The sequence below is a fragment of the Streptomyces sp. NPDC033136 genome (assembly GCF_055578235.1).
Genome location: NZ_JBVIPD010000012.1, coordinates 179,562 through 203,589, shown reverse-complemented (window position 1 = coordinate 203,589; position 24,028 = coordinate 179,562). Strand labels below are relative to the sequence as shown.

Genomic DNA, 24,028 nt, shown 5'->3' with positions numbered 1-24,028 from the left:
GGGTCGGAGTTGGGTGGACTTCACTCGAACGGGGTGGGCGGGTGGTGGGGCGGGAACCGGGAGCGTCCACTCTTTCGCGGGTGGGACGGGACTGCGATGATCTGAGCGCTGTTGTTAACCCGCGTTAACCGGAGGGTGTCATGAGTGAGGAACGGTTCGGGGAGTCCGTGCTGGTGCGGCGGCATGAGCAGGGACATGTGGCGGAGCTCGTCCTCGACCGGCCCAAGGCCATGAACGCCGTGTCGACCGAGATGGCGCGGTCCATCGCCGGGGCGTGCGCGGCGCTGGGGGAGGACCGGGACGTCCGGGTGGTCGTGCTCACCTCGACGCATGAGCGGGCGTTCTGCGTCGGAGCCGACCTGAAGGAGCGGAACTCCTTCAGCGACGCGGATCTGCTGCGGCAGCGGCCGGTGACGCGGGGGGCGTACACCGGGGTGCTGGAGTTGCCGGTGCCGACGGTGGCGGCGGTGCACGGGTTCGCGCTCGGGGGCGGATTCGAGCTGGCGCTGGCGTGCGACGTGATCGTGGCGGACCGGACGGCGGTGGTGGGGCTGCCGGAGGTGTCCGTCGGGGTGATTCCGGGGGGCGGAGGGACACAGTTGCTGCCGCGGCGGGTGGGGGCGGCCCGGGCGGCCGAGCTGATCTTCTCCGCGCGGCGGGTGGAGGCCGTGGAGGCGGGAGAGTTGGGGCTGGTCGACCAGGTGGTGGAGGCCGGGCGGGACCGGGAGGAGGCGCTGGCGCTGGCCGCGCGGATGGCCGGGAACTCGCCGGTGGGATTGCGGGCGGCCAAGCGGGCGCTGCGGCTGGGGCAGGGGCTGGATCTGCGGGCCGGGCTCGAAGTGGAGGACGCGGCGTGGCGAGCCGTGGCGTTCTCGGGGGACCGGGCGGAGGGCGTGGCCGCGTTCAACGAGCGGCGCAAGCCGGACTGGCCGGGGGAGTGAACCGAGGGTTCGTTCTTCCGGTGCGTCGCTGCTCCGCCCACCTGCGCCGTCTTCAGTGGCGCGCTCGCCCGCAGCCGGGCGGGGTCGGGCGGGGTCGGGCGTATCCGGGTGGAGCCGCCCGCCCCCGGGGGCGGGCAGGCGTATCGGGGGGGCGTTCCCCGGGCGCATTCAAACCGGTGCCTGTCCCTCCCCGTTCGCGCCATGAACAGGTCGGTCTGGCTGAAAACTCCCTAGCCTGGAGTGATGGGTGAGGACAGACGGCTGGTGGCCGTCGTCGCGTTGGCTCAGGGGATGGCGGCCGCGCACGGATCGCATGAGGCGTGGCGTGCCGCGGCCGCCGGGGCGTGCCGGGCGTTGGGCGGGAGTTTCGCCGCGCTGTCGGTGTGGGAGCGGGAGCTCGGCCGGCTGAAGGTCCTCGTGAACGTCGGGGAGCTGGCCGAGGGCGAGGAGGAGTTCCCGGAGGACGAGTCCTACCCGGTTCACCAGTTCGCGGAGATCACCGAGTTCCTGCACGAGCAGTGGGCCGGCGGCGGGGAGCCCGACGCGTGGGTGGAGACCGCCGAGGGGCCCGCCGCCGGACAGCCGGGGTACTGCCACCAGCGCGTCGCCGCCCTGCGCCGCCGCGGCCGGGGCTGCTGCGTGGTGGCGCCGATCGTGCTGCACGGAAGGGCCTGGGGCGAGCTGTACGTCGCCCGGCCGGTCGGTGAGCCCGTCTTCGGGCGGGCCGACGCCGACTTCGCCACCGTCCTGGCCTCCGTCGTGGCCGCCGGCATCGCCCAGACCGAGCGGCTGGAGGAGGCCCGGCGCCTCGCCTTCACGGACTCCCTCACGGGACTCGCCAACCGCCGGGCCGTGGACGTGCGCCTGGAGCAGGCGATCGAGCGGCACCGCCGGGAGGAAGCCGTCGTCAGCCTGGTCGTCTGCGACCTGAACGGGCTCAAGCGGGTCAACGACACCCACGGGCACGCCGCCGGCGACCGGCTCCTGGAGCGGTTCGGGTCGGTGCTGTCGCTGTGCGGGGCCATGCTGCCGGGGGCGCTCGCGGCGCGGCTCGGCGGGGACGAGTTCTGTCTGCTCGCGGTCGGGCCGCCCGCCGACCAGGTGGTGGAGGCGGCCGGTGAACTGTGCCGCCGGGCGGCGGAGTTGGAGCTCGGGGACGGTGTGGCCTGCGGGGTCGCGTCCACCGAGGATCCGATCGGGCCGGTGCACTCGGCCCGGCGGCTGTTCCGCCTCGCCGACGCGGCCCAGTACCGGGCCAAGGCCGAGCGGGCGGCCAAGCCGGTCGTCGCCGGGCGGGCCGGGCCCGACGATCCCGTCGTGCGGCTCGCCGACGAGCCGTCCACGGAGACGGGCGGGGAGCGGCGGCGTTTCCGGGGACGGCACGCGCCGTGACAGGCCTGCTGCCGTGGCGCCTGCCCCGGGGCCTGCCGCCGTGCCCGCGCCTTGGCGGGTATGCCCCGGTGTGACGCACCGGTAAGGGGTGAACCCCACCCCCAGTGGTGACATCATCGAATTCACTGCGTACGCTCCTGAATATGGATATGCACACTGTGGTGGTGGGGACGTCCGGGGTGACCGCGTCCGACGTGCTCGCCGTGGCGCGCGGCGGTGCCCGCGTCCAGCTCTCCGAGGAGGCCGTGGCAGCCCTCGCCGCGGCCCGCGAGATCGTGGACGCGCTGGCGGCCAAGCCGGACCCCGTGTACGGCGTGAGCACCGGCTTCGGATCCCTGGCGACCCGGCACATCAGCCCGGAGCTGCGCGCACAGCTGCAGCGCAACATCGTCCGCTCGCACGCCGCCGGCATGGGGCCGCGGGTCGAGCGGGAGGTCGTCCGCGCCCTGATGTTCCTGCGGCTGAAGACCGTCTGCTCCGGGCGCACCGGCGTACGGCCCGAGGTCGCGCAGACCATGGCCGACCTGCTCAACGTCGGGATCACCCCGGTCGTGCACGAGTACGGCTCCCTCGGCTGCTCCGGCGACCTCGCGCCGCTGTCCCACTGCGCGCTCGCGCTCCTGGGCGAGGGGGACGCCGAGGGCCCCGACGGCGCCGTACGCCCGGCCGCCGAACTGCTCGCCGCGCACGGCATCCAGCCGGTCGAACTGCGCGAGAAGGAAGGCCTCGCCCTCCTCAACGGCACCGACGGCATGCTCGGCATGCTGGTCATGGCCCTGGCCGACCTGGAGACCCTCTACCGGTCCGCCGACGTCACGGCCGCCCTGTCCCTGGAGGCCCTGCTCGGCACCGACAAGGTCCTCGCCCCCGAACTGCACGCCATCCGGCCGCACCCGGGGCAGGCCGCCAGTGCCGCCAACATGCTGGCCGTGCTGAAGGGCTCGGGGCTGACCGGGCACCACCAGGACGACGCCCCGCGGGTCCAGGACGCGTACTCGGTGCGCTGCGCCCCGCAGGTCGCCGGGGCCGGGCGGGACACCATGGCGCACGCCCGGCTGGTCGCCGACCGCGAGCTGGCCTCGGCGGTGGACAACCCCGTCGTGCTGCCCGACGGCCGTGTGGAGTCCAACGGCAACTTCCACGGGGCGCCCGTCGCCTATGTCCTGGACTTCCTCGCCATCGCCGCCGCCGACCTCGGGTCCATCGCCGAGCGGCGCACCGACCGGCTGCTCGACAAGAACCGCAGCCACGGCCTGCCGCCGTTCCTCGCCGACGACGCCGGTGTGGACTCGGGCCTGATGATCGCTCAGTACACACAGGCCGCGCTGGTCAGTGAGCTGAAGCGGCTCGCCGTACCGGCGTCGGCCGACTCGATCCCGTCCTCCGCCATGCAGGAGGACCACGTCTCGATGGGCTGGTCGGCGGCGCGCAAGCTGCGCACGGCCGTCGACAACCTCACCCGCGTTCTCGCCGTCGAGCTCTACGCCGCCACGCGCGCCGTCGAGCTGCGCGAGGGGCTCACCCCCGCGCCCGCGACACGGGCGGTCATCGACGCCGTGCGGGAGGCGGGAGTTCAGGGTCCCGGCCCGGACCGGTTCCTGGCGCCCGACCTGGCCGCGGCGGACGCGTTCGTGCGCGACGGGCGGCTGCTCGCGGCGGTGGAGAAGGTCACCGGGCCGCTGCGGTAGGGCCGGCCGTCAGGACGGGTGGGCTTCGCCGTGCGGCGGGGCCCCTCGTCAAGTGCGGTCAGAAACCGAGGCGTTCCCGGCGCACCGAGTACACGACGAACCCGGCGCCCAGCGTGAGGCAGAAGGTCCCGCCGATCACGTACGGCGTGCTGTCGAAGCTGCCGGTGTCCGCGAGCCGGGCGCCGGTGGCGGAGGCGTCCGCGGTCGTGGCCGCGATCCGCGCCTGTTCCGTGACCTGCGGCGACGGGCTGGCCGCGGCCGCGTCTCTCACCGGGGAGTCCGACGTCGCGTTGGCGGACGGGACGAACCACAGGGCGCCCAGCAGGGACGCTGCGGCGGTGGTGGTCAGCAACGGGCGGCGAGCGGATGACACGGAATATCGATCCCCTTGTGACGTCGGCGAATTGGCCGTGTGGGGCGATGTTAATGAAAGTCGCGGGTCACGGGAAAGTCACGGGAGGACCTCGACGTACGCTCGCGCCATGAGCACTCCTGAGACATCACGTTTTGTACGGCTTCGCGTGGAACTCGTTCTCGAAGTCGACGACGCGGACGCGGTCACCAAGTCCGCGCTGCGCCGGATCGCCGACGAGGACGGCCTGCCGGCGGCGGAACGGGCTCACGCCGAGGGCGCTGTGACGGAAGACACCGCGGAGGCCCTCGCGTACCTCGTGGATCCGTTCGACCTGGTCAGTGAGGTACCCGGCGTGGAGCTCCAGCAGGCCTCCTGGAGCAGCGAGCGGATCGACTACGACCCCGATTCGCCGGACTGGGACCTCGACGAGGATGATGTCGACCACCACCACGACCACCATGACGACAACGGCGACGACAACGGCGACGACGGCTGAGGCCGCTTGGGGAAATCGTGATCCCCGGGCGGCAACCGCCGCCCGGGGATCACGCGTCTCAAGCGGCGCACCGACCGCCCCCGTACCGCCCGGCACCGTTTCCGTCCCGGACGTGTTGATCCCCACATGTGCGCGACCTGGGGAACCGGACGAACCGGTCGTAGCGTTGGAAGTTCTCGGCGGGGACTCGCGAGTCCCGGCGGGGGCACTTGGTTGGTGACGGGGGCACTCGGGGTTTTGGGGAAATCGGCAACGATGGAGAAGCGTGTGATGACGGTCAGTAAGCGGCGCAGGGGCCTGTCGGTCGCGTCCGCACTGCTCGGCGGAGTGCTGGTGCTTTCGGCGTGTTCCGGCGGCGACGACAGTGCCTCCGGGAGCGACGGCGGCGACAGCTCCCAGTCGAAGGTCGACGAGGCCGCAGCCAAGAAGACCTCCGAGGCCCAGATCAAGATCACGCCGAAGGACGGCTCGGACAACGCCTCGATCAACAACTCCGCCGCCGTCACCGTGAGCAAGGGCACGCTCACGAACGTGAAGATGACGACGGCCGAGGGCACCGAGGTCAGCGGCGAGATATCCGCCGACAAGACCAGCTGGAAGCCCACCACACAGCTGGAGCGGTCGACGACCTACAAGCTGGCGGCGGAGGCGAAGGACTCCGACGGTCGCGTCGCACACGAGAACGCCTCGTTCACCACGGTCTCCCCGGCCAACAGCTTCATCGGCAACTTCACCCCGGACCACGGCACCACCGTGGGCGTCGGCATGCCGGTCTCGATCAACTTCGACAAGGCGATCACCAACAAGGCCGAGGTCCAGAAGGGCATCGAGGTCAGCACGACCAGCGGCCAGGAGGTCGCCTGCCACTGGTTCAACGCCAACCGCATGGACTGCCGCCCCGAGGACTACTGGAAGGAAGGCTCCACCGTCACGCTGAAGCTCGCGCTCGACGGTGTCGAGGGTGCCGAGGGTGTCTACGGCGTCCAGCAGAAGACGGTCACCTTCAAGATCGGCCGCAACCAGGTCTCGTACGTCGACGCGAAGACCAAGCAGATGAAGATCACGCAGGACGGCAAGGTCGTGCGGACCATCCCGATCTCCGCCGGCTCGCCCGAGAACAAGACCTACGAGGGCGTCATGGTGATGTCCGAGAAGTTCAAGGAGACGCGCATGAACGGCGCGACCGTGGGCTTCACGGACGACGACGGCAAGGGTGAGTACGACATCAAGGACGTCCCGCACGCCATCCGCCTCTCCAGCTCCGGCACGTTCATCCACGGCAACTACTGGGGCCCGAAGTCCATCTTCGGCAGCGCGAACACGAGCCACGGCTGCGTCGGCCTCCAGGACGTCAAGGGTGCCGACGACCCGAACATGCCGGGCGCGTGGTTCTACAACAACTCGATGATCGGTGACGTGGTGGTCGTCGAGAACACCGGCGACAAGACCATCGCGCCGGACAACGGCCTCAACGGCTGGAACATGAACTGGGCCGACTGGAAGGCCGGTTCGGCGGCCTGACGCTCCGGCAGCTTCGCTCCGGGAAGCCGCCGCCCACCCTCGGAAAAGGGGGCCGGGCGGCGGCTTCCGTCGTACCGCGCCCGCTTCTCACGCGTCGCAGCCGCAGCCTCGAAGAGTCGGACACCTCGCTGTCAAGGAGAACACGCGTGCGCAACTGTCCGACCCTGTAACGGAGTTCCGGCGGCCGTGTAACAGTCGGCCGACGGATTTCTTACCCCACTCTCAACTATTGAGCGCCTGATCACCCCTCGGCATACTCCGTATTCCGGGGGGCGTACGTCCATGCGTACGAGACCACCCCCGGCCGGGTGAACGGGGAGTTTCGCCCGGTTCTTCTGCAAGGGGGAAACTTGCGCAGACAAGTGAAAAGGGCGTGCGCGGCCACGATCGCCACAGCGGCGGCCGTGGCCCTGGCGGCGGGTATGACCAGCCCGGCGTCGGCGAACGGCGAGCAGACGACCGCGGCCGTGAAGCAGGCATCGGTCACCGCCAAGCACCGCATCACACTGATCACGGGTGACCGGGTCGTCCTGGACGCCAAGGGCCGTGTCGTCGGCCTGGAGCGGGCCAAGGGACGCGAGGACATTCCCGTCCAGATCCGCAAGCTCGACGGCCACACGCTCGTGATCCCGGCCGACGCGGCCCGCTTGGTCGCCACCGGCAAGCTCGACCAGCGGCTCTTCGACGTCACCGAGCTGAACAAGTCCGCGACCCGCAAGGCCCAGAAGAAGGGCCTGAAGGTCATCGTCGGCTACCGGGGCGGCGCCGCCGCCACCAAGGCCGACGTCCGCGACGCGGGCACGCTGCGCCACTCGCTGAAGACCCTGAACGCGGACGCGGTGCAGACCCCGAAGGAGGACGCGCCCGAGCTGTGGGACGCGGTCACCAACGGTGACAGGACCGCCTCCGGCATCGCGCACGTCTGGCTCGACGGCGTCCGCAAGGCCAGCCTCGACAAGTCCGTCCCGCAGATCGGCACCCCCAAGGCGTGGGCGGCCGGTTACGACGGCAAGGGCGTCAAGATCGCCGTTCTGGACACCGGTGTCGACGCCACCCACGCCGACCTCAAGGGCCAGGTGATCGGCGCCAAGAACTTCACTACGTCGCCCGACACGACCGACAAGGTCGGCCACGGCACGCACGTCGCCTCCATCGCGGCCGGAACCGGCAAGAAGTCCGGCGGCACGTACAAGGGTGTCGCGCCCGGTGCCAAGATCCTCAACGGCAAGGTCCTCGACGACGGCGGATTCGGCAGCGACTCCGAGATCCTCGCCGGCATGGAGTGGGCCGTCGCCGAGGGCGCCGATGTCGTCAACATGAGCCTGGGCGGCGGCGACACGCCCGCGATCGACCCGCTGGAAGCGGCGGTGAACAAACTGTCCGAGGAGAAGGGCGTCCTGTTCGCCATCGCGGCCGGCAACGAGGGCGACTTCGGCGAACAGACCGTCGGCTCCCCGGGCAGCGCCGCCGCCGCCCTGACCGTCGGCGCGGTCGACGACAAGGACAAGCTCGCCGACTTCTCCAGCCGCGGCCCCGGCATGGACGGCGCCCTCAAGCCCGACGTGACCGCGCCCGGCGTGGACATCACCGCGGCCTCCGCCAAGGGCAACCAGATAGCCGACGAGGTCGGCGAGAAGCCGGCCGGCTACATGACCATCTCCGGTACGTCGATGGCGACCCCGCACGTCGCGGGCGCGGCGGCGATCCTGAAGCAGCAGCACCCGGAGTGGAAGTACCCCGAGCTCAAGGGCGCCCTCACCGGCTCCACCAAGGGCGGAAAGTACACGCCGTTCGAGCAGGGTTCGGGCCGTATCCAGGTCGACAAGGCCATCAAGCAGTCCGTGATCGGCAACCCGTCCTCGGTGAGCTTCGGCATCCAGCAGTGGCCGCACACCGACGACAAGCCTGTCACCAAGGAGCTGACGTACCGCAACCTCGGTACGAAGGCCGTCACGCTGAAGCTGGCGTCGACCGCCACCAACCCCAAGGGCCAGGCCGCCCCGGCCGGCTTCTTCAAGCTCGGCGCCACCTCGGTGACGGTCCCGGCCGGCGGCAAGGCCTCCGTCCCGTTCACCGTGAACACCAAGCTCGGCGGCACGGTCGACGGCGCCTACTCGTCGTACGTGACGGCGACGGGCGGCGGCCAGACCGTGCGCACGGCGGCCGCGGTGCAGCGCGAGGTCGAGTCGTACGACGTCACGCTGAAGTTCCTGGGCCGTGACGGCAAGCCGGCGAAGAACTACAGCGCCGACCTGCAGGGCATCGCGGGCCTGGGCGAGGGCAAGTCGGCCATGCCGTACGACGAGGACGGCACCGTCACCACCCGGGTCCCCAAGGGCACCTACATCCTCAACACGAACGTCTTCGCCGGCGACGACCCGGAGAAGTTCGAAGGTGTCGACTGGCTCGCGCAGCCCAAGCTGAAGGTCACCAAGAAGACGACCGTCACGCTGGACGCCCGCAAGGCCAAGCCTGTGAACATCACTGTCCCGGACGCGGGCGCCAAGCCGGAGTTCGCCTCTGCCGACTTCACGGTCGAGGCCGGTGACAGCAGCTGGGGCTACGGCTGGTGGCTGGACTCCTACGAGAAGTTCCGCTCCGCCCACGTCGGCCCGCAGATCACCGACGGTTCGGTGACCCAGCAGTGGGACGGCCACTGGGTCAAGGGCGCCACGGAGGAGTACGCCACCATCGCCGGCGGCCCCGTCAAGCGGCTCGCCACCGGTTTCACCAAGCGCTACAAGGCGAGTGAGCTGGCCACGGTGAAGGCCGGTCTCGGCGCCCCGGCGAGCGGCAAGAAGGGCACGCTCGAAGCGGTGGGCTGGATGCCGTGGAGCAGCAGCGCCTCCTCCATCGGCATCCCGCAGACCCTGCCCGGCACCCGGAAGATGCACCTGTCCGCCCAGGGCGGAGTCCAGTGGGACCTCCACTTCACCCAGAACGGCGGTGTCGACGCGGACGGCTTCCCGCTCGACGAGGCGTCCTACGTCCTGGCCCCGCAGAAGTACGCGGCCGGCAAGAGCTACTCGAAGACCGTCAACACGGCCGTCTTCGGACCGCGCATCAACGCCGACTTCGGCCTCTTCCGCGAGGGCAACGAGATCACCGGTTCCCTGCCGCTGTTCTCCGACAGCAAGGGCAACGTGGGCTGGTCGCAGTTCACGTCGGCCGCCACGACCCTGTACCGCAACGGCACCAAGATCGGCAGCAACGACGACCCGCTGTTCGGCGAGGAGCCGTTCAAGGTCCCGGCCGGTGACGCCGAGTACAAGCTGACGACGTCGGTCAAGCGCAGCGTCAAGGTCGCGGCGGCCTCCACCCGCATCGACGCCAGCTGGACGTTCCGCTCGAAGAAGACAACCGGCCTCAAGCAGCTGCCCGCCTCCACGGCCCGCTTCCAGGCTGCCACCGGCCTGGACAGCAAGGTCCCGGCCGGGAAGAAGGTCAGCATCCCGGTCACCGTCGAGGGCGCGGCCAAGGGCAGCAACCTGAAGTCGCTGTCGGTGTACGTGTCGTACGACTACGGCAAGACCTGGAAGAAGCTCACCGTCAAGAAGGGCAAGGTCAGCTTCAAGAACCCGGCGAAGGGGAAGGCCATCTCCTTCCACGCCAAGATCGCCGACAAGAAGGGCAACAAGTCGACGATCTCGATCTACAACGCGTACTACGGCAAGTAGGCCGTAGACAACGCCGCTCGAGCGGCCCGCCGGGAGCCTCGGCCTCCGGCGGGCCGTCCGCGTCTACGGGGCCGGGCTCTCGGTCCCCGCCCGGACCGCGTCCGCCCCCCAGCTCGCCAGCAGGCGCAGGGCCTCCGCCGACGGGGTGTCCGGTTCCGCGTGGTAGGTCATCAGGGCTTGCTCGCCGTCGTCGATCAGGCGGAACGTCTCGAAGGACAGGGTGAGGTCGCCGACCAGGGGGTGGCGCAGGCGTTTGACGCCGTAGCTCTTCTCCTTGACGTCGTGGGCGGCCCAGAGCCGGCGGAACTCCTCGCTCTTCACCGAGAGCTCGCCCACCAGTGCCGACAGGAGCGGGTCGTCCGGGTGGCAGCCCGCGTCCATGCGCAGGTAACCGACGATGTCGGACGCCTTCTGGTCCCACTCCACGAACAGCTCGCGGTACTCGGGCCTGAGGAACACCATCCGCGCCCAGTTCCGCTCCGGCCCCGGCAGCTCCGCCCAGTCGCCGAAGACCGCCGCGGCCATCCGGTTCCAGGCCAGGACGTCCGAGCGGCGCCCGACGACGTACGCCGGGACGCTGTCGATCGAGTCCAGCAGATGCCGTAGCGCCGGCCGTACCCGTCGGCTGCGCGCCACCGGCTTCTTCTTGTGCTGCTTCGGCTTCGCCAGGTGCGTCAGATGCGCGTGCTCGGCGTCGTTCAGCCGCAGGGCGCGCGCGATCGAGTCCAGCACCTCCGCCGAGACGTTGCGCCCGTTGCCCTGCTCCAGCCGGGTGTAGTACGCCACGGACACCCCGGCCAGCTGCGCCAGCTCCTCGCGGCGCAGCCCCGGTACCCGCCTCCGCCCGAAGTCGGGCAGCCCCACGTCCTCCGGCTTCAGCCGGGCACGCCGGGTACGCAGGAACTCACTGAGCTCGGCGCGCCGGTCCAGGCCGCCACCGGCCGTCTGTGCGGGTTCGGGCTGTCCGTCCATGCCGTCCAGTATTCCTGGTCGTACGCACGCGAGCCTGACCCCGCCAGTGGTACCAACCGTGTGCGTACGCAAAACCGTGGTCTGGGTGAAGGCTCGGGGATCCGGCACGCTGGTGAGGTGCCCGGTCGGAAGATCCAGAAGGCAGCCGGGCACACGACCCCGCTAGGAGAACCCCGGCATGACCACTGTTGCTGCGTACGCCGCGCCTGCCCCCAAGGCTCCGCTGGAGCGCACCACCATCGACCGGCGCCCGGTCGGCGAGTCCGACGTCCTGATCGACATCGAGTTCGCCGGCATCTGCCACTCCGACATCCACCAGGCCAACGAGGGCTGGGGCGAGGGGATCTTCCCGATGGTGCCCGGCCACGAGATAGCCGGTGTCGTCTCCGAGGTCGGTCCGGGCGTCACGAAGTTCGCCGTCGGCGACCGCGTGGGCGTCGGCTGCATGGTCGACTCCTGCCGCGCGTGCGAGAACTGCGAGGCCGGCCGTGAGCAGTACTGCCTCCAGGGCAACGTCCCGACCTACAACGGCATCGGCAAGGACGGCGAGCCCACCTACGGCGGCTACTCGCAGAAGATCGTCGTCGACGAGAACTTCGTCGTCCGCGTCCCCGACGGTCTGTCTCTCGACGTCGCCGCGCCGCTGCTGTGCGCCGGCATCACCCTCTACTCCCCGCTCAAGCGCTTCGGCGCCGGTCCCGGCAAGAAGGTCGCGATCGTCGGCCTGGGCGGCCTCGGCCACATGGGCGTCAAGATCGCGCACGCGCTCGGCGCCGAGGTGACCGTGCTCTCGCAGTCCCTGCGCAAGCAGGAGGACGGCCTCAAGCTGGGCGCCGACCACTACTACGCCACCAGCGACCCGAAGACCTTCGAGGAACTGGCCGGCACCTTCGACCTGATCGTTTCCACGGTCTCGGCGCCGCTGGACTTGGGCGCCTACCTCTCGCTGCTGAAGACCGAGGGCACGCTGGCCAACGTCGGCGCCCCCGAGGAGCCCGTCTCCCTGAACCTCTTCTCGGTGATCGGCGGCGGCAAGTCCCTCGCCGGCTCCATGATCGGCGGCATCGCCGAGACCCAGGAGATGCTGGACTTCTGCGCCGAGCACGGCCTCGGCGCCGAGATCGAGCTGATCCGCGGCGACCAGATCAACGAGGCGTACGACCGGGTGCTCGCCAGTGACGTGCGCTACCGGTTCGTGATCGACACCGCGACCATCTGAGACCGGACGGTCCCCGCATCACCCCTTAGGGCCCCAGGCAGCGCGTGCCGGGGCCCTCAGGGCGTTCGTGATGCACGAGGTGGTGCCCTGCGGGGTACACGTGGGGGAGCGCACCAGGGGGTTCGCCGGCTACGACAGGGGAGGCCCGCCATGACCGTGCAGCTGAACCACACCATCGTCGCCGCGCACGACAAGCGCGCCTCGGCCCGGTTCCTCGCCGACCTCCTGGGGCTGGAGGTGAGCCCGCCCTACGGCCCGTTCCTCCCGGTCGAGATCTCCAACGGCGTGACGCTCGACTTCATGGACAGCCCCGGCGCCATCACGCCGCAGCACTACGCCTTCCTGGTCTCGGAGGACGAGTTCGACGAGATCTTCAGCCGCATCCAGGAGGCCGGCCTGACGTACTGGGCGGACCCGTTCCACAGCCGCCCCGGCGAGATCAACCACAACGACGGCGGCCGCGGCGCGTACTTCGACGACCCCGACGGCCACCGCCTGGAGATCATCACAAGGCCTTATGGCAGCGGCCGCTGAGCCGCCCGCACCCCACCTCCTCACATCGGCGCGCCGGCGCCGTCCCGCGTCCTGCCCGGCGCAGGCGGCGTCACCTCCGACCCGACCCCGGCGGGCCCGTGGGCCGGGGTCGGGCGCGCCCCCGCCCGGCAGGGACCGGACGGCGAACCCGGCGGCCTTCAGCAGCGGCACCGCAGTGGCGAGGTCGCGCGCGGTCACCGCGAGCCGGACGCCGGTCACGTCCCGCATCAGGCGGGCACGGCACTCACGGCTTGGACAGCGGGGACCCCGGAGGGGACGCGGGCGGGGGAGCCGGTGAGGTCTCCTGTCCGCCCTGGTCCAGCCGGAACGGCGGGTACTGGTCGGTCATCAGCGCGGCGTAGGCCGTCACGCGCGCCACCCAGCGGGCGAGGCCGATCAGGAAGTCGAAGAGGTGCCGCGGGTAGCGGGCGGTGAACAGCAGGATGACCACGGCGACCAGCGAGAGATAGGGGATCAGCCCGCCGCCCCGCCAGTCCTCCCCGCCCCAGCCGCCACCGGCGATGATCGCGACGGCGAAGTACTGCGGGATCGCCAGCAGCCACCACTTCACCAGGACCAGGCCGCGCGACAGCCGCTCGGGGTAGACGACATCGAAGTGGGCCGGGTAGTCGGGCACGTCGGCGAGGGTGAAGGGCGGGTAACGGTCGGTGCCGAGCGCGGTGTGGGCGTAGTAGGTCACCCGCCAGTTCCAGCGCAGCACGCCGACGTTGAAGTCGAAGAGGGACCGGGGGTAGCGCGCGGTGAACAGGATGGCGAAGAAGGCGATCACGGTCACGACGGCGAACGCGAGCCACAGGAAGAGCAGCACGATGTAGTGCGGGATGGCGAGCAGCCACTTCACCAGCCACATCCATCGGGACAGCCGGGGATCGACGGACGCCTCGAAACGTACGGGCGACGCGGCGGCAGGAATCATCGGGCGGCCCTCCTTTCGCCTGCAGACTCGCAAGCGGGGAGGGCCCCCGCGACCTGGGCGGGGCCGTTCGCGCGTTCCGCCCCCCGGCTCCCGGCTCCGGGCCTCCTAGGACGGCACGGTCCCGGTGCCCGCCTCGCCGGGGCCCGGTTCGTCCGCCGGGACGGCGAGCTGCTCACGTACGTAGTTCCAGACCACCGCGATCAGCGCGGCGGCGGGGACGGCGAGCAGACTGCCGACGATGCCGGCCAGACTGCCGCCCAGTGTCACCGCCAGCAGCACGACGGCCGCGTGGAGGCCGAGGCCGCGGCTCTGGATCACGGGCTGGAAGAGGTTGCCCTCCAGTTGCTGCACCACCACGATGATCGCCAGCACGATCAGCGCGTCGGTCAGGCCGTTGTAGACCAGCGCGATGAGGACCGCGACGAAACCGGCGAACAAGGCGCCGACGATCGGCACGAACGCGGAGACGAACGTCAGGACCGCCAGCGGCAGCACCAGCGGTACGCCCAGGATCCACAGGCCCAGGCCGATCAGGACGGCGTCGAGCAGCCCGACAGCAGCCTGGGAACGGACGAAGGAGCTCAGGGTCTCCCAGCCCCGCGCGAACACGACCGGGACGTCGGTGGCGAGCCGGCCGGGCAGCTGACGGGCGAGCCACGGCAGGAACCGCGGCCCGTCCTTCAGGAAGAAGAACATCAGGAAGAGCGCCAGCACGGCGGTGACGACCCCGTTCACCACGGTGCTCACTCCCGTGACGACAGCGCCGACCATGCTGCCGAGACCCTCCTGAGCACGGGCGACCGCGCTGTCGAAGGCCTGGTTGATCTCCGCGTCCCCGATGTTGAGCGGCGGTCCGGCGGCCCACTCCCGCAGCCGCTGGATCCCCTCCACCACACCGTCGGTCAGCTCACCCGACTGAGACGCCACCGGCACGGCGATCAACGCCACCACACCCGCGGCGACCAGCAGGAACATCACGGTCACCACCGACGCGGCCAGCGCGGGCGGCCACCCGCGCCGGCGCAGCAACCGCGCCAGGGGCCAGGTCAGCGTGGTCAGCAGCAGCCCGACCACGAGCGGCCAGACCACCGACCACATGCGGCCCAGCAGCCACAGGGTCACGGCCAGCCCGGCGAACACCAGCAGCAACTCACCGGAGACCCGAGCGGATATCCGCAGCGCGGCACGGGATCTGGAGGAACTCAGGGGCGCAGTCACCAGGGCACCTTATGGGGTGCTGACGCCCTACCGGACCCCTGGTGTCTCGGGTCGGTCCTCAGCCGTCGGCCCTGCCCACCGATCGGGGAGGACACGCCCGTCCCTCCGATGCCGCAGTGGCCCGCGGGAGGACTTGGCGATGGCGGTCTGCTCGGGGGTGGTGGGGCAGACGGCCGAGCGGCACTGCGGGACCACGGCGTTGCCCTGGCGGAAGCCCTGCGAGGGGCCGTGGGACTCCCAGAAGGTCTTCAGCCTGGTAGCCGAGCAGGGTCGCCCAGACGCCGGACGGGAGCTGCCAGGACGTGCGCTTGCCTCAGTGGGGCAGGCTCGCCGGGCTGCCGCCGTTCGCCTCGTAGCCCGCGACCGCCAGCGCCCGGTACACCGCGAACTCCGCCGCCGGATCGGCGGACAGCGTCCAGGGCAGGGCGCCCACATGGCCGTCGATGTGTATCAGCTGGGTCATGGCCTCCGACCAGCGCTCGCTGCGGACCAGGAAGAACACCAGCATGTGCCGCACATGCGCCAGCATCGGGTCATCGGGGCGCGCGGAGTGCACCGCGTGCAGCGCGCCGTGCACCGCCTTCGTGACGACCTCGCTCTGCCAGAAGCTGCTGACCAGGGTCACCTCGGGCAGGTGCTCGAAGACCGCGAAGAGGGGCATCGCCGCCAGGAGGGAGCCCTGCGGGGCGCGGGCCGCCGCGGCCTCCGCGAACGAGTAGGCCTCCGCCCGCGAGCCGTGCCACTTCTCGCACCAGTAGTGCAGCGCGGCCAGGTGCGCTCCCATGTGGACCGGGGCGCGGTCCAGGATCTTCAGCCACAGCTGCTCGAAGTCCTTCTGGGAGTAGTCCAGACCGCGGGCCACCGACAGCTCGACGATGTACGGGACCGGGTCGCCGGGGGCCAGCAGCGCCGCGTCGCCGCACGCCGCCTTCGCCTCCTCCATGATGATCCGGAACTCGTCGGTCCCGGGCATCGCCGTCCGCCAGGCCTGCTGCACCAGGAACTCCGCCTGCACCGCCGCGCCGCCCGCGTCCTTGGGCGCCTCGGCCCGCCACACCCGCAACCACTGCCCGCCGGGCGGCTCACCGACCCCGCCGGGCCGCTGCGCGAGCTCCAGTGAGGCCGCACCGGCGAAGGCCTGCACGCGCTGCCAGCGCCGCTCGCCCTCCGACTCCGTGCCCGCGAGGAGCTGCTGCGCGGCGCGGTGGTCCTGCGTGCGCTGCACCACGTCCAGCACGTCCAGCAGGTCCTGGTCGGGACCGGGCATGCGGATGTCGAGCTCCTCCTCGCGGACGAAGCCGTAGTTCGCCGGGTCCGCGGCGTCCGGGTGGTCCGGCGAGACCAGCCCGATCGCGGTCCCGCGCCTGCGCCGCAGGAAGGGGAGCAGCACGAAGCCCAGCATGACCACCGCGATCAGGACCCAGAGAATCTCCATGCGACAAGCGAACCAGACCACGCCGACAATTGGCCAACCTGCTCCCCGAACCTGTGGAAAACGCGGCCGCCCATGTCGTGTCGCTCTGTGGACGACCCGACCGAACGGCCCGCGCCACACGGTGGAAAACCCGGCCGAACGGCCCCCGCGACCCTGGGGACAACCGGCCGAACGGCCCCGGGGCACCGTCCGGCGAACCTGCTCAGGGCCCGCGTCGCCTCGTCCCCCGGCACGCTTCGCGTCGGCGCACTACCCTCGGTGCTCATGAGCGACAGGCACATCAGTCAGCATTTCGAGACGCTCGCGATCCACGCGGGCAACACCGCCGACCCCCTGACGGGCGCGGTCGTCCCGCCGATCTACCAGGTCTCGACCTACAAGCAGGACGGCGTCGGCGGCCTGCGCGGCGGCTACGAGTACAGCCGCAGCGCCAATCCGACCAGGACCGCGCTGGAGGAGAACCTCGCCGCCCTGGAGGGCGGCCGCCGCGGTCTCGCGTTCGCGTCCGGGCTGGCGGCCGAGGACTGCCTGCTGCGTACGCTGCTCAGCCCCGGCGATCACGTGGTGATCCCCGACGACGCCTACGGCGGCACATTCCGTCTCTTCGCCAAGGTCGTCGCCCGCTGGGGCATCGAGTGGTCGGTCGCCGACACCAGCGACCCCGCCGCCGTGCGGGCCGCCCTCACCCCGAAGACCAAGGCCGTGTGGGTGGAGACCCCCTCCAACCCGCTGCTCGGCATCACCGACATCGCCGCGCTCGCCCAGGTCGCCCAGGACGCGGGCGCCCGCCTCGTCGTCGACAACACCTTCGCAACGCCCTACCTCCAGCAGCCGCTGGCGCTGGGCGCGGACGTCGTCGTGCACTCGCTGACCAAGTACATGGGCGGCCACTCCGACGTCGTCGGCGGCGCGCTGATCACCGGCGACGCCGGCCTGGGCGAGGAGCTGGCCTTCCACCAGAACGCGATGGGCGCGGTCGCCGGCCCCTTCGACTCCTGGCTGGTGCTGCGCGGCACCAAGACGCTCGCGGTACGGATGGACCGCCACAGCGAGAACGCCTCCAAGGTCGCCGACATGCTCACCCGGCACGCGCGCGTGACGAGCGTGCTCTATCCGGGCCTGCCGGAACACCCCGGCCACGAGGTCGCCGCCAAGCAGATGAAGTCGTTCGGCGGCATGGTCTCCTTCCGCGTCGAGGGCGGCGAGGAAGCGGCCGTCGAGGTCTGTAACCGGGCCAAGGTGTTCACGCTGGGCGAGTCCCTGGGCGGCGTCGAGTCGCTGATCGAGCACCCCGGCCGCATGACGCACGCCTCCGCGGCCGGTTCGGCCCTCGAGGTCCCCGCCGACCTGGTGCGTCTCTCCGTCGGCATCGAGAACGCCGACGACCTGCTGGAGGACCTGCAGCAGGCGCTCGGCTAGGCGGATCCGGCCGGGTCACCAGCCTGTGAGGGGTGGAGTCGTGTCCGACGGCGGCTCCACCCACGGGCGGGCCGACAGCGCCCACACCGCGAAGGCCAGGGCGACCGCGACGATCAGCAGCCACATCAGGCGGCGGGCGAGCGTTCTGCGCCTCAGCATGCGGCCGCCCCGGCGCACCGCCTCCGTGTGGATCTCGGGCGGCACCGGCCGCGACGACGCCTGTTCCAGCAGCCGCCGTACCGCCGCATCGCGGTCGTTGCCTCTCATGTCCGCCTCCGGCCGCCGGGAGGGTGGTCGCCGGGGTGGCTCTCTCCGGGAGAGCTCAGGCGAGGAGGGCTCTGGCCCAGAGCGTTGTGGTGGGGAGGGCTCTGGCGGGGAGCGCTCAGGCGGGGAGTGCTCAGGCCGGAAGGTCTCATGACGGCACCGCCTTCGCGGATCCCGCCGCCGGCGCGGTGCCCCGCGTCCGGTGCAGCAGGGTCGACGTCGCCCGGTGGCAGATCGCCCGGACACGCTCCGGGGACAGACCGAGCAGGGCCGCCGTCTGTTCCTCGGCCACCCCCTCGTAGAGCCTGAGGACCAGGATCAGCCGCTCCTGCGGGGTGAGCGGGGCCAGGGGGGCGGCGGGGTGCGGGCGGGCGCGGCCGAGGCCGCCGCGGTGGTGCCACGCGCCGCGGGCGAAGCGGGTGGCCAGGTACTGGCGGGTGCGGTCGTAGGGGTCCTCGCCGCGCAGCCGGTCCCAGCACGCGTACGTGTGCGCCAGCGACAGCGTCAGCAGGCGCCGCGCGCGCGGGTTGTCGCCGGGGGCCTCCGCGGTGAGCAGCGTGGCGGCGTGCAGCAGCCGCCCGGCCGCGCCCGCGACGAACCCCTCGAACTCCCGGGCCCGCCGGGCCGCCTGGGGCGCATGCCGCTCTCGCATCGCGCCTCCCGCCTGACGGCGCCCACTGAGGATCCGGCCCCGCCCGCGTACGACGGGACCCGCTCTCATATCAGGCCAGGGACGCCCCCACGGTCAAGTGCCGCGCACGACCCGAACCACCGTCACGCGTGTTACCGGGCGACGGTGTCGGCGTCCGCCTCCGTGTGCCACGCGTGCTCGGCCCGTTCGTACGGGCGGTCAGGAGCCCGGTTGTGCCTCCGGTCCCGGAACCCCCTGGGCCGCCATCCGGGAGGACAGCGCGGTGTTGAAGCGGGTGAGGAGGGAGCAGAACGCCTCGCGCTCCTCCGGGGTCCAGTCATGGGTCAGCTCGGCCATCAACTGGCGCCGGGACGAGCGGACTTCCTCCAGGCGGGACTGCCCGCGCGGGGACAGCTGCAGCACCACCGCGCGCCCGTCCTCGGGGTGCGAGGTGCGCTTTACCAGGCCGGTGTCGACGAGCGGAGCCACCTGCCGGGTGACCGTCGACGAGTCGATCCCCATGCTCGCGGCGAGCGCCTTGACGCCCATCGGGCCTTCCTTGTCCAGACGGTTGAGCAGCAGATACGCGGCGCGGTCCATGGAGTTGCGCACCTGCCCGACCCCGCCGAGCCGGGTCTGTTCGGCACGGCGGGCGAACAGCGCCACCTCGTGCTGCAGCGTGTCGAGAAGACCGGTGTCACCGACGGTCGTCATGTCCATCGACATTTCAGGTGTTGTGGGCATGGCCGGGGGCTCACTTCGTGGAGGGCTGGCAGATTGGGGGACAGGGTACGCGGCTGGGAGGCGGGCCGTACCGGCGCTGTGCAAAGCGGGTCTCGGAGGTTGGTCACAACGGTCGTTCCCGCCCGTGAACTGCGATGCTGGAGTCATGAGCTACAGCACGGCTGACTCCTTGCGCTCCGTCACCCTCGACGACGTGCGCGGCGCCCAGAAGATGCTCTCGGGCGTGGCGCGGACGACCGCGATGGAGGGCAGCAGGCACCTGTCCCAGATGGTCGGTGCGCCGGTGCACCTCAAGTGCGAGAACCTCCAGCGGACCGGCTCGTTCAAGCTGCGCGGCGCGTACGTACGGATCGCCGGTCTGCTGCCCGAGGAGCGCGCCGCCGGTGTCGTCGCCGCGAGCGCCGGCAACCACGCGCAGGGCGTCGCCCTCGCGTCCTCGCTGCTCGGCGTGCGCTCCACGGTGTTCATGCCGAAGGGCGCCCCGCTGCCCAAGGTCAGCGCCACCCGGGACTACGGGGCGGAGGTGCGGATGCACGGCCAGGTGGTCGACGAGACGCTGGCCGCCGCTCAGGAGTACGCGGCGGAAACGGGCGCGGTGTTCATCCACCCCTTCGACCACCCCGACATCATCGCCGGGCAGGGCACCGTCGGCCTGGAGATCCTCGAACAGTGCCCCGAGGCGCGCACGATCGTCGTCGGCATCGGCGGGGGCGGGCTGGCCGCCGGGATCGCGGTGGCGGTCAAGGCCCTGCGGCCGGATGTGCGGATCGTCGGCGTGCAGGCGGCGGGCGCGGCGGCGTACCCGCCCTCGCTGGCGGCGGGGCGGCCGGTGACGGTCCGTAACCCGGCGACGATGGCCGACGGCATCAAGGTCGGCAGGCCCGGCGACGTGCCGTTCGGGCTCATCGGCGAGCTGGTCGACGAGGTGCGCACGGTCAGCGAGGACGAGCTGTCCGCCGCGCTGCTGCTGTGTCTGGAGCGGGCCAAGCTGGTCGTGGAGCCGGCCGGGGCGAGCCCGGTCGCGGCGCTGCTGAGTGATCCCGGCGCCTTCGAGGGGCCGGTGGTCTCGGTGCTGTCCGGCGGCAACGTCGACCCGGTGCTGATGGAGCGGGTGCTGCGGCACGGCATGGCCGCGCAGGGCCGCTACCTGGCCGTCCGGCTGCGGCTGACGGACCGGCCGGGCGCTCTGGCCACACTTCTGGGGGTGTTGTCAGTGGTCGACGCCAACGTCCTCGATGTGAGCCATCTGCGAACCGACCCACGGCTCGGGCTCACGGAGGCGGAGGTCGAGCTGCACCTGGAGACGAAGGGGCCGGCGCACTGCGCCGAGGTGGGCCAGGCACTGCGCGAGGCGGGCTACACGGTCAGGGACTGACCCGGCTCGGGGCCGGTTCAAGATCCTTTCGTCGCACGGAACGCACGGCGGAAAAACTCGTTGAGAGACGCGATATATCGCGATACGGTGTGTCCGTGAGAAGCCTCACCGGACGTCCGTCCGGTCATTCCCGAAGACGTGGAGACGCATATGCCAGGTGCTATTTACGCCGAAGGTCTGGTCAAGACCTTCGGTGACGTCAGGGCTTTGGACGGCGTCGACCTCGACGTACCGGAGGGCACGGTCCTCGGCCTGCTCGGGCCGAACGGCGCGGGCAAGACGACCACCGTCCGCTGCCTGACCACCCTGCTGCGGCCCGACAGCGGACGGGCGGTCGTCGCGGGCATCGACGTGCTCAGGCAGCCCGACGCGGTCCGCCGCTCCATCGGCCTGTCCGGCCAGTTCGCGGCCGTCGACGAATACCTGACCGGCCGGGAGAACCTCCAGATGGTCGGCCAGCTCTACCAGATGCGGGCGAAGGCGGCGAAGGAGCGCGCGGCCGAGCTGCTGGAGCAGTTCCACCTCGCGGACGCCGCCGACCGGCCCACCAAGACCTACTCGGGCGGCATGCGCCGCCGCCTCGACCTCGCGGCGGCCCTGGTCGTCTCGCCGCCCGTGATGTTCATGGACGAGCCGACGACCGGCCTCGACCCCCGCAACCGCCAGCAGCTGTGGGAGGTCATCAAGCAGCTGGTCTCCGGCGGGACGACACTGCTGCTGACCACGCAGTACCTGGAGGAGGCCGACCACCTGGCGCACGACATCGCGGTGGTCGACCACGGCAAGGTCATCGCCCAGGGCACCTCCGACCAGCTCAAGGCCCGCACCGGCGGCGAGCGCGTCGAGGTCGTGGTGCACGAGCGCGAGCACATCCAGACCGCCGCCGAGATCCTCGCCGGCTTCGGCAAGGGCGAGACCACGGTCGAGGAGCACATGCGCAAGCTCACCGCGCCCGTGACCGGCGGCGCCAAGCTCCTCGCCGAGGTCATCCGCGAGCTGGACACCCGGGGCATCGAGATCGACGACATCGGCCTGCGCCGCCCGACCCTCGACGACGTCTTCCTGTCCCTGACGGGACACGTGGCCGAGGCGAAGAACGAGGAGAACGACAAGGAGGCCGCGAAGTGAGCGCCGTCACCGACACCGTACGGGTCGCCCCGGCCGCGAACCCGGTCGGCCAGTCCATCAGGGACTCGCTGGTCGTCGCCAAACGCAACCTGATCCGCATGTCACGGATCCCTGAGATGATCATCTACGGACTGATCCAGCCGATCATGTTCGTGGTGCTGTTCACCTACGTGTTCGGCGGATCCATGCAGATCGGCAGCAGCACCAGCGCCGTCGACTACAAGAACTTCCTGATGGCGGGCATCTTCGCGCAGACCGTCACGTTCGCCACCGCCAGCTCCGGCGCGGGTATCGCCGACGACATGCACAAGGGCCTCATCGACCGCTTCCGCTCCCTGCCCATGGCGCGCGGCGCGGTGCTCACCGGGCGCACGCTCGCCGACTCGGTGCAGACGGCCCTGACCCTGGTGGTCCTCGCGGCGGTCGCCCTCCTGGTCGGCTGGCGCGTCGGGTCGGACGGCGACACGAACGCGGGCAAGGTCCTCGCGGCCTTCGGCCTGCTGCTCCTGCTCGGCTACGCGTTCACGTGGATCGGCGCCCTGATCGGCATGTCCGTGCGGACCCCCGAGGCGGCCACCTCCAGCGGACTGATCTGGCTCTTCCCGGTCACGTTCATCTCGAACGCGTTCGTGGACACCAGCCACATGACCCCGTGGCTGCGCCACATCGCCGAGTGGAACCCGTTCAGTGCCACGGTCCAGGCCTGCCGCGTACTGTTCGCCAACCCGGGCCAGTCGCCGTCGGACGCCTGGCCCATGCAGCACCCCGTCTGGGCCTCGCTGATCTACTCGGTCCTGATCCTGGTGGTGTTCCGGACGCTGGCGGTGCGCAAGTACCGGTCCGCGACGGCATGACGATGCCCCCGGCGCCGCAGCGGCGCCGGGGGCATGTCGAGGCTCGGCCGGGCGGTCAGCCCTCGTACGGCTCGGCCTTCAGGATCTTCACCGAGGCCTTCTTGCCGTTCGGCAGCTCGTACTCGGCGTCCTCGCCGACCTTGTGGCCGATCACGCCGGTGCCCAGCGGAGACTGCGGCGAGTAGGTCTCGATGTCGGAACTCGCGTACTCGCGCGAGGCGAGCAGGAACGTCAGCGTGTCGTCCTCGTCGCCGTCGAACGCGATCGTGACGACCATGCCGGGCGCCACCGCACCGTCGGCGGCGGGCGCCTCACCGACCTTCGCGTTCTCGAGGAGCTGGGTGAGCTGGCGCACACGGAGCTCCTGCTTGCCCTGCTCCTCCTTGGCCGCGTGGTACCCGCCGTTCTCACGCAGGTCGCCCTCCTCGCGCGCGGCGGCGATCTTCGCGGAGATCTCCGCCCGCGCGGGACCAGTAAGGTACTCAAGCTCAGCCTTGAGCTTGTTGTACGCCTCCTGGGTCAGCCAGGTGACGTTCTCGCTGGTCTGGGTCACAGGTGCTCCTCGTAGGTACTGGGAATACAAAGCATCGCCCTACCCAGAAGCATGTTCCTTCACGGATGGGCGAAACCACGAGCCTAACAATTCAGGGACCCAAGGGGGAGGACATAAGCCACCAGAATCACGTCAGCGCAGGTCAGCCGCTACGTATTGCGGGCGGCGCTTCGTTGTCGTCAGTCGGCGTGGCAGCCCAGGAGCTCGGCCGTCGTCCCCGGGGCGGTCGTGCGGAGCGTGACGACCTTGTCGATGCGGGTGTCGTCCCCGCCGAAGCGGAAGTCGGCCCGGCCGACCTCGGCCCCGTTCTCGGCCTGTGAGCGGACCGTGCAGTAGCCGGCGGTGCCCGCGTCCTTGCGGACCTCGAGGTGCACCTGCACGGACTTCTTGCCGGGCTCGAAGCTGATGACCTCGGCGCTGATCTCGTTCTTGGCGACGTAGTGGTAGCCGAACCAGCCGACGAGTGCCAGCAGCGCCGCCCCGAGGACGGCGCCGGCGACCTTGAGCGTGCGGTCGGCGCGCTCGTCCGAGGAACGGCCGTAGCGGCCCTCGGGCAGTCGCGTGCTCGCCGTACTCATGATCGTCCTCCAGGCAGGGCCGGGACGAAGGTCCCGGAAGGGGCCCGGGACCCGGTCCCGGAATTATTCGCCCCCCGATTCGGTCACTATAGAAGCC

At 71.0% G+C, this 24,028-nt stretch carries 22 protein-coding genes and 1 pseudogene; 12 read left to right on the top strand and 11 right to left on the bottom strand.

Features of this window, described 5'->3' with window-relative positions:
* Positions 1-140: 140 nt before the first annotated feature.
* From ACZ5TL_RS23265 to hutH, 3 genes are all read left to right on the top strand, one after another.
* Complete coding sequence (locus tag ACZ5TL_RS23265) at positions 141-941, top strand: enoyl-CoA hydratase/isomerase family protein (RefSeq protein ID WP_468592070.1); 801 nt, start codon at positions 141-143, stop codon at positions 939-941.
* Between the two features lie 243 nt (positions 942-1,184).
* Positions 1,185-2,333, top strand: coding sequence for a GGDEF domain-containing protein (locus ACZ5TL_RS23260; RefSeq protein WP_468592068.1), 1,149 nt, complete (start codon positions 1,185-1,187; stop codon positions 2,331-2,333).
* 149 nt (positions 2,334-2,482) lie between these two features.
* Positions 2,483-4,021 (top strand): histidine ammonia-lyase, encoded by a 1,539-nt coding sequence (hutH, locus tag ACZ5TL_RS23255; protein WP_468592097.1) that lies wholly within the window; start codon positions 2,483-2,485, stop codon positions 4,019-4,021.
* Positions 4,022-4,079: 58 nt separating this feature from the next.
* On the opposite strand, the gene ACZ5TL_RS23250 is transcribed toward hutH, so the two are convergent.
* The gene (locus tag ACZ5TL_RS23250; RefSeq protein WP_468592067.1) at positions 4,080-4,394 is read right to left on the bottom strand and encodes a hypothetical protein; all 315 of its coding nucleotides are present in this window, start codon (positions 4,392-4,394) and stop codon (positions 4,080-4,082) included.
* Positions 4,395-4,503: 109 nt separating this feature from the next.
* Here ACZ5TL_RS23250 and ACZ5TL_RS23245 point away from each other — a divergent pair, with 109 nt between their 5' ends.
* From ACZ5TL_RS23245 to ACZ5TL_RS23235, 3 genes are all read left to right on the top strand, one after another.
* Positions 4,504-4,872 carry a hypothetical protein gene (locus ACZ5TL_RS23245; RefSeq protein ID WP_468592065.1) on the top strand — a complete coding sequence of 123 codons (369 nt, stop codon included), beginning with the start codon at positions 4,504-4,506 and terminating at the stop codon, positions 4,870-4,872.
* A 270-nt stretch (positions 4,873-5,142) separates the two neighbouring features.
* Positions 5,143-6,393, top strand: a complete 1,251-nt coding sequence (locus ACZ5TL_RS23240) for a L,D-transpeptidase (protein ID WP_468592064.1) — start codon at positions 5,143-5,145, stop codon at positions 6,391-6,393.
* A 362-nt stretch (positions 6,394-6,755) separates the two neighbouring features.
* Positions 6,756-10,070, top strand: coding sequence for a S8 family peptidase (locus ACZ5TL_RS23235; protein ID WP_468592096.1), 3,315 nt, complete (start codon positions 6,756-6,758; stop codon positions 10,068-10,070).
* A gap of 63 nt (positions 10,071-10,133) precedes the next feature.
* Here ACZ5TL_RS23235 and ACZ5TL_RS23230 read toward each other — a convergent pair whose 3' ends face one another.
* Positions 10,134-11,042, bottom strand: a complete 909-nt coding sequence (locus ACZ5TL_RS23230) for a helix-turn-helix domain-containing protein (RefSeq protein ID WP_468592062.1) — start codon at positions 11,040-11,042, stop codon at positions 10,134-10,136.
* 178 nt (positions 11,043-11,220) lie between these two features.
* Here ACZ5TL_RS23230 and ACZ5TL_RS23225 point away from each other — a divergent pair, with 178 nt between their 5' ends.
* Entirely contained in the window at positions 11,221-12,261 is a 1,041-nt protein-coding gene (locus ACZ5TL_RS23225; protein WP_468592060.1) for an NAD(P)-dependent alcohol dehydrogenase, read from the top strand.
* Between the two features lie 150 nt (positions 12,262-12,411).
* Positions 12,412-12,795, top strand: coding sequence for a VOC family protein (locus ACZ5TL_RS23220; protein ID WP_468592059.1), 384 nt, complete (start codon positions 12,412-12,414; stop codon positions 12,793-12,795).
* 180 nt (positions 12,796-12,975) lie between these two features.
* Here the strand turns inward: ACZ5TL_RS23220 and ACZ5TL_RS23215 are convergent.
* The 4 genes and pseudogenes from ACZ5TL_RS23215 to ACZ5TL_RS23200 all read right to left on the bottom strand — a co-directional run.
* Positions 12,976-13,023, bottom strand: a pseudogene (locus tag ACZ5TL_RS23215) (hypothetical protein); the annotation flags it as partial.
* Positions 13,024-13,039: 16 nt separating this feature from the next.
* A complete protein-coding gene (locus tag ACZ5TL_RS23210) occupies positions 13,040-13,732 on the bottom strand; it encodes a DUF4389 domain-containing protein (RefSeq protein WP_468592058.1) in 693 nt (230 codons plus the stop codon).
* 105 nt (positions 13,733-13,837) lie between these two features.
* The gene (locus ACZ5TL_RS23205) at positions 13,838-14,950 is read right to left on the bottom strand and encodes an AI-2E family transporter (protein WP_468592057.1); all 1,113 of its coding nucleotides are present in this window, start codon (positions 14,948-14,950) and stop codon (positions 13,838-13,840) included.
* Positions 14,951-15,263: 313 nt separating this feature from the next.
* Positions 15,264-16,385 carry a hypothetical protein gene (locus ACZ5TL_RS23200; RefSeq protein ID WP_468592055.1) on the bottom strand — a complete coding sequence of 374 codons (1,122 nt, stop codon included), beginning with the start codon at positions 16,383-16,385 and terminating at the stop codon, positions 15,264-15,266.
* A 264-nt stretch (positions 16,386-16,649) separates the two neighbouring features.
* On the opposite strand from ACZ5TL_RS23200, the gene ACZ5TL_RS23195 reads away from it, so the two are divergent.
* Positions 16,650-17,804 (top strand): cystathionine gamma-synthase, encoded by a 1,155-nt coding sequence (locus ACZ5TL_RS23195; protein WP_468592054.1) that lies wholly within the window; start codon positions 16,650-16,652, stop codon positions 17,802-17,804.
* 15 nt (positions 17,805-17,819) lie between these two features.
* On the opposite strand, the gene ACZ5TL_RS23190 is transcribed toward ACZ5TL_RS23195, so the two are convergent.
* The 3 genes from ACZ5TL_RS23190 to ACZ5TL_RS23180 all read right to left on the bottom strand — a co-directional run bounded on the left by ACZ5TL_RS23190 (position 17,820) and on the right by ACZ5TL_RS23180 (position 19,425).
* On the bottom strand, positions 17,820-18,071 hold the full coding sequence (locus ACZ5TL_RS23190; RefSeq protein WP_468592053.1) for a hypothetical protein: 252 nt from the start codon (positions 18,069-18,071) through the stop codon (positions 17,820-17,822).
* A 145-nt stretch (positions 18,072-18,216) separates the two neighbouring features.
* Positions 18,217-18,720, bottom strand: a complete 504-nt coding sequence (locus tag ACZ5TL_RS23185; protein ID WP_468592051.1) for a sigma factor-like helix-turn-helix DNA-binding protein — start codon at positions 18,718-18,720, stop codon at positions 18,217-18,219.
* 198 nt (positions 18,721-18,918) lie between these two features.
* Complete coding sequence (locus tag ACZ5TL_RS23180; RefSeq protein ID WP_468592094.1) at positions 18,919-19,425, bottom strand: MarR family winged helix-turn-helix transcriptional regulator; 507 nt, start codon at positions 19,423-19,425, stop codon at positions 18,919-18,921.
* 163 nt (positions 19,426-19,588) lie between these two features.
* Between ACZ5TL_RS23180 and ilvA the strand changes: the two genes are divergently transcribed.
* From ilvA to ACZ5TL_RS23165, 3 genes are all read left to right on the top strand, one after another.
* Complete coding sequence (gene ilvA, locus ACZ5TL_RS23175; protein WP_468592050.1) at positions 19,589-20,818, top strand: threonine ammonia-lyase; 1,230 nt, start codon at positions 19,589-19,591, stop codon at positions 20,816-20,818.
* Between the two features lie 150 nt (positions 20,819-20,968).
* Entirely contained in the window at positions 20,969-21,946 is a 978-nt protein-coding gene (locus tag ACZ5TL_RS23170) for an ATP-binding cassette domain-containing protein (RefSeq protein ID WP_468592049.1), read from the top strand.
* Positions 21,943-22,800 (top strand): ABC transporter permease, encoded by an 858-nt coding sequence (locus ACZ5TL_RS23165; protein ID WP_468592048.1) that lies wholly within the window; start codon positions 21,943-21,945, stop codon positions 22,798-22,800. The genes ACZ5TL_RS23170 and ACZ5TL_RS23165 overlap by 4 nt, the downstream gene beginning before the upstream one ends.
* A gap of 55 nt (positions 22,801-22,855) precedes the next feature.
* Here ACZ5TL_RS23165 and greA read toward each other — a convergent pair whose 3' ends face one another.
* A complete protein-coding gene (gene greA, locus ACZ5TL_RS23160) occupies positions 22,856-23,353 on the bottom strand; it encodes a transcription elongation factor GreA (protein ID WP_398106839.1) in 498 nt (165 codons plus the stop codon).
* 179 nt (positions 23,354-23,532) lie between these two features.
* On the bottom strand, positions 23,533-23,931 hold the full coding sequence (locus tag ACZ5TL_RS23155; protein WP_468592047.1) for a DUF4307 domain-containing protein: 399 nt from the start codon (positions 23,929-23,931) through the stop codon (positions 23,533-23,535).
* Positions 23,932-24,028: the final 97 nt, after the last annotated feature.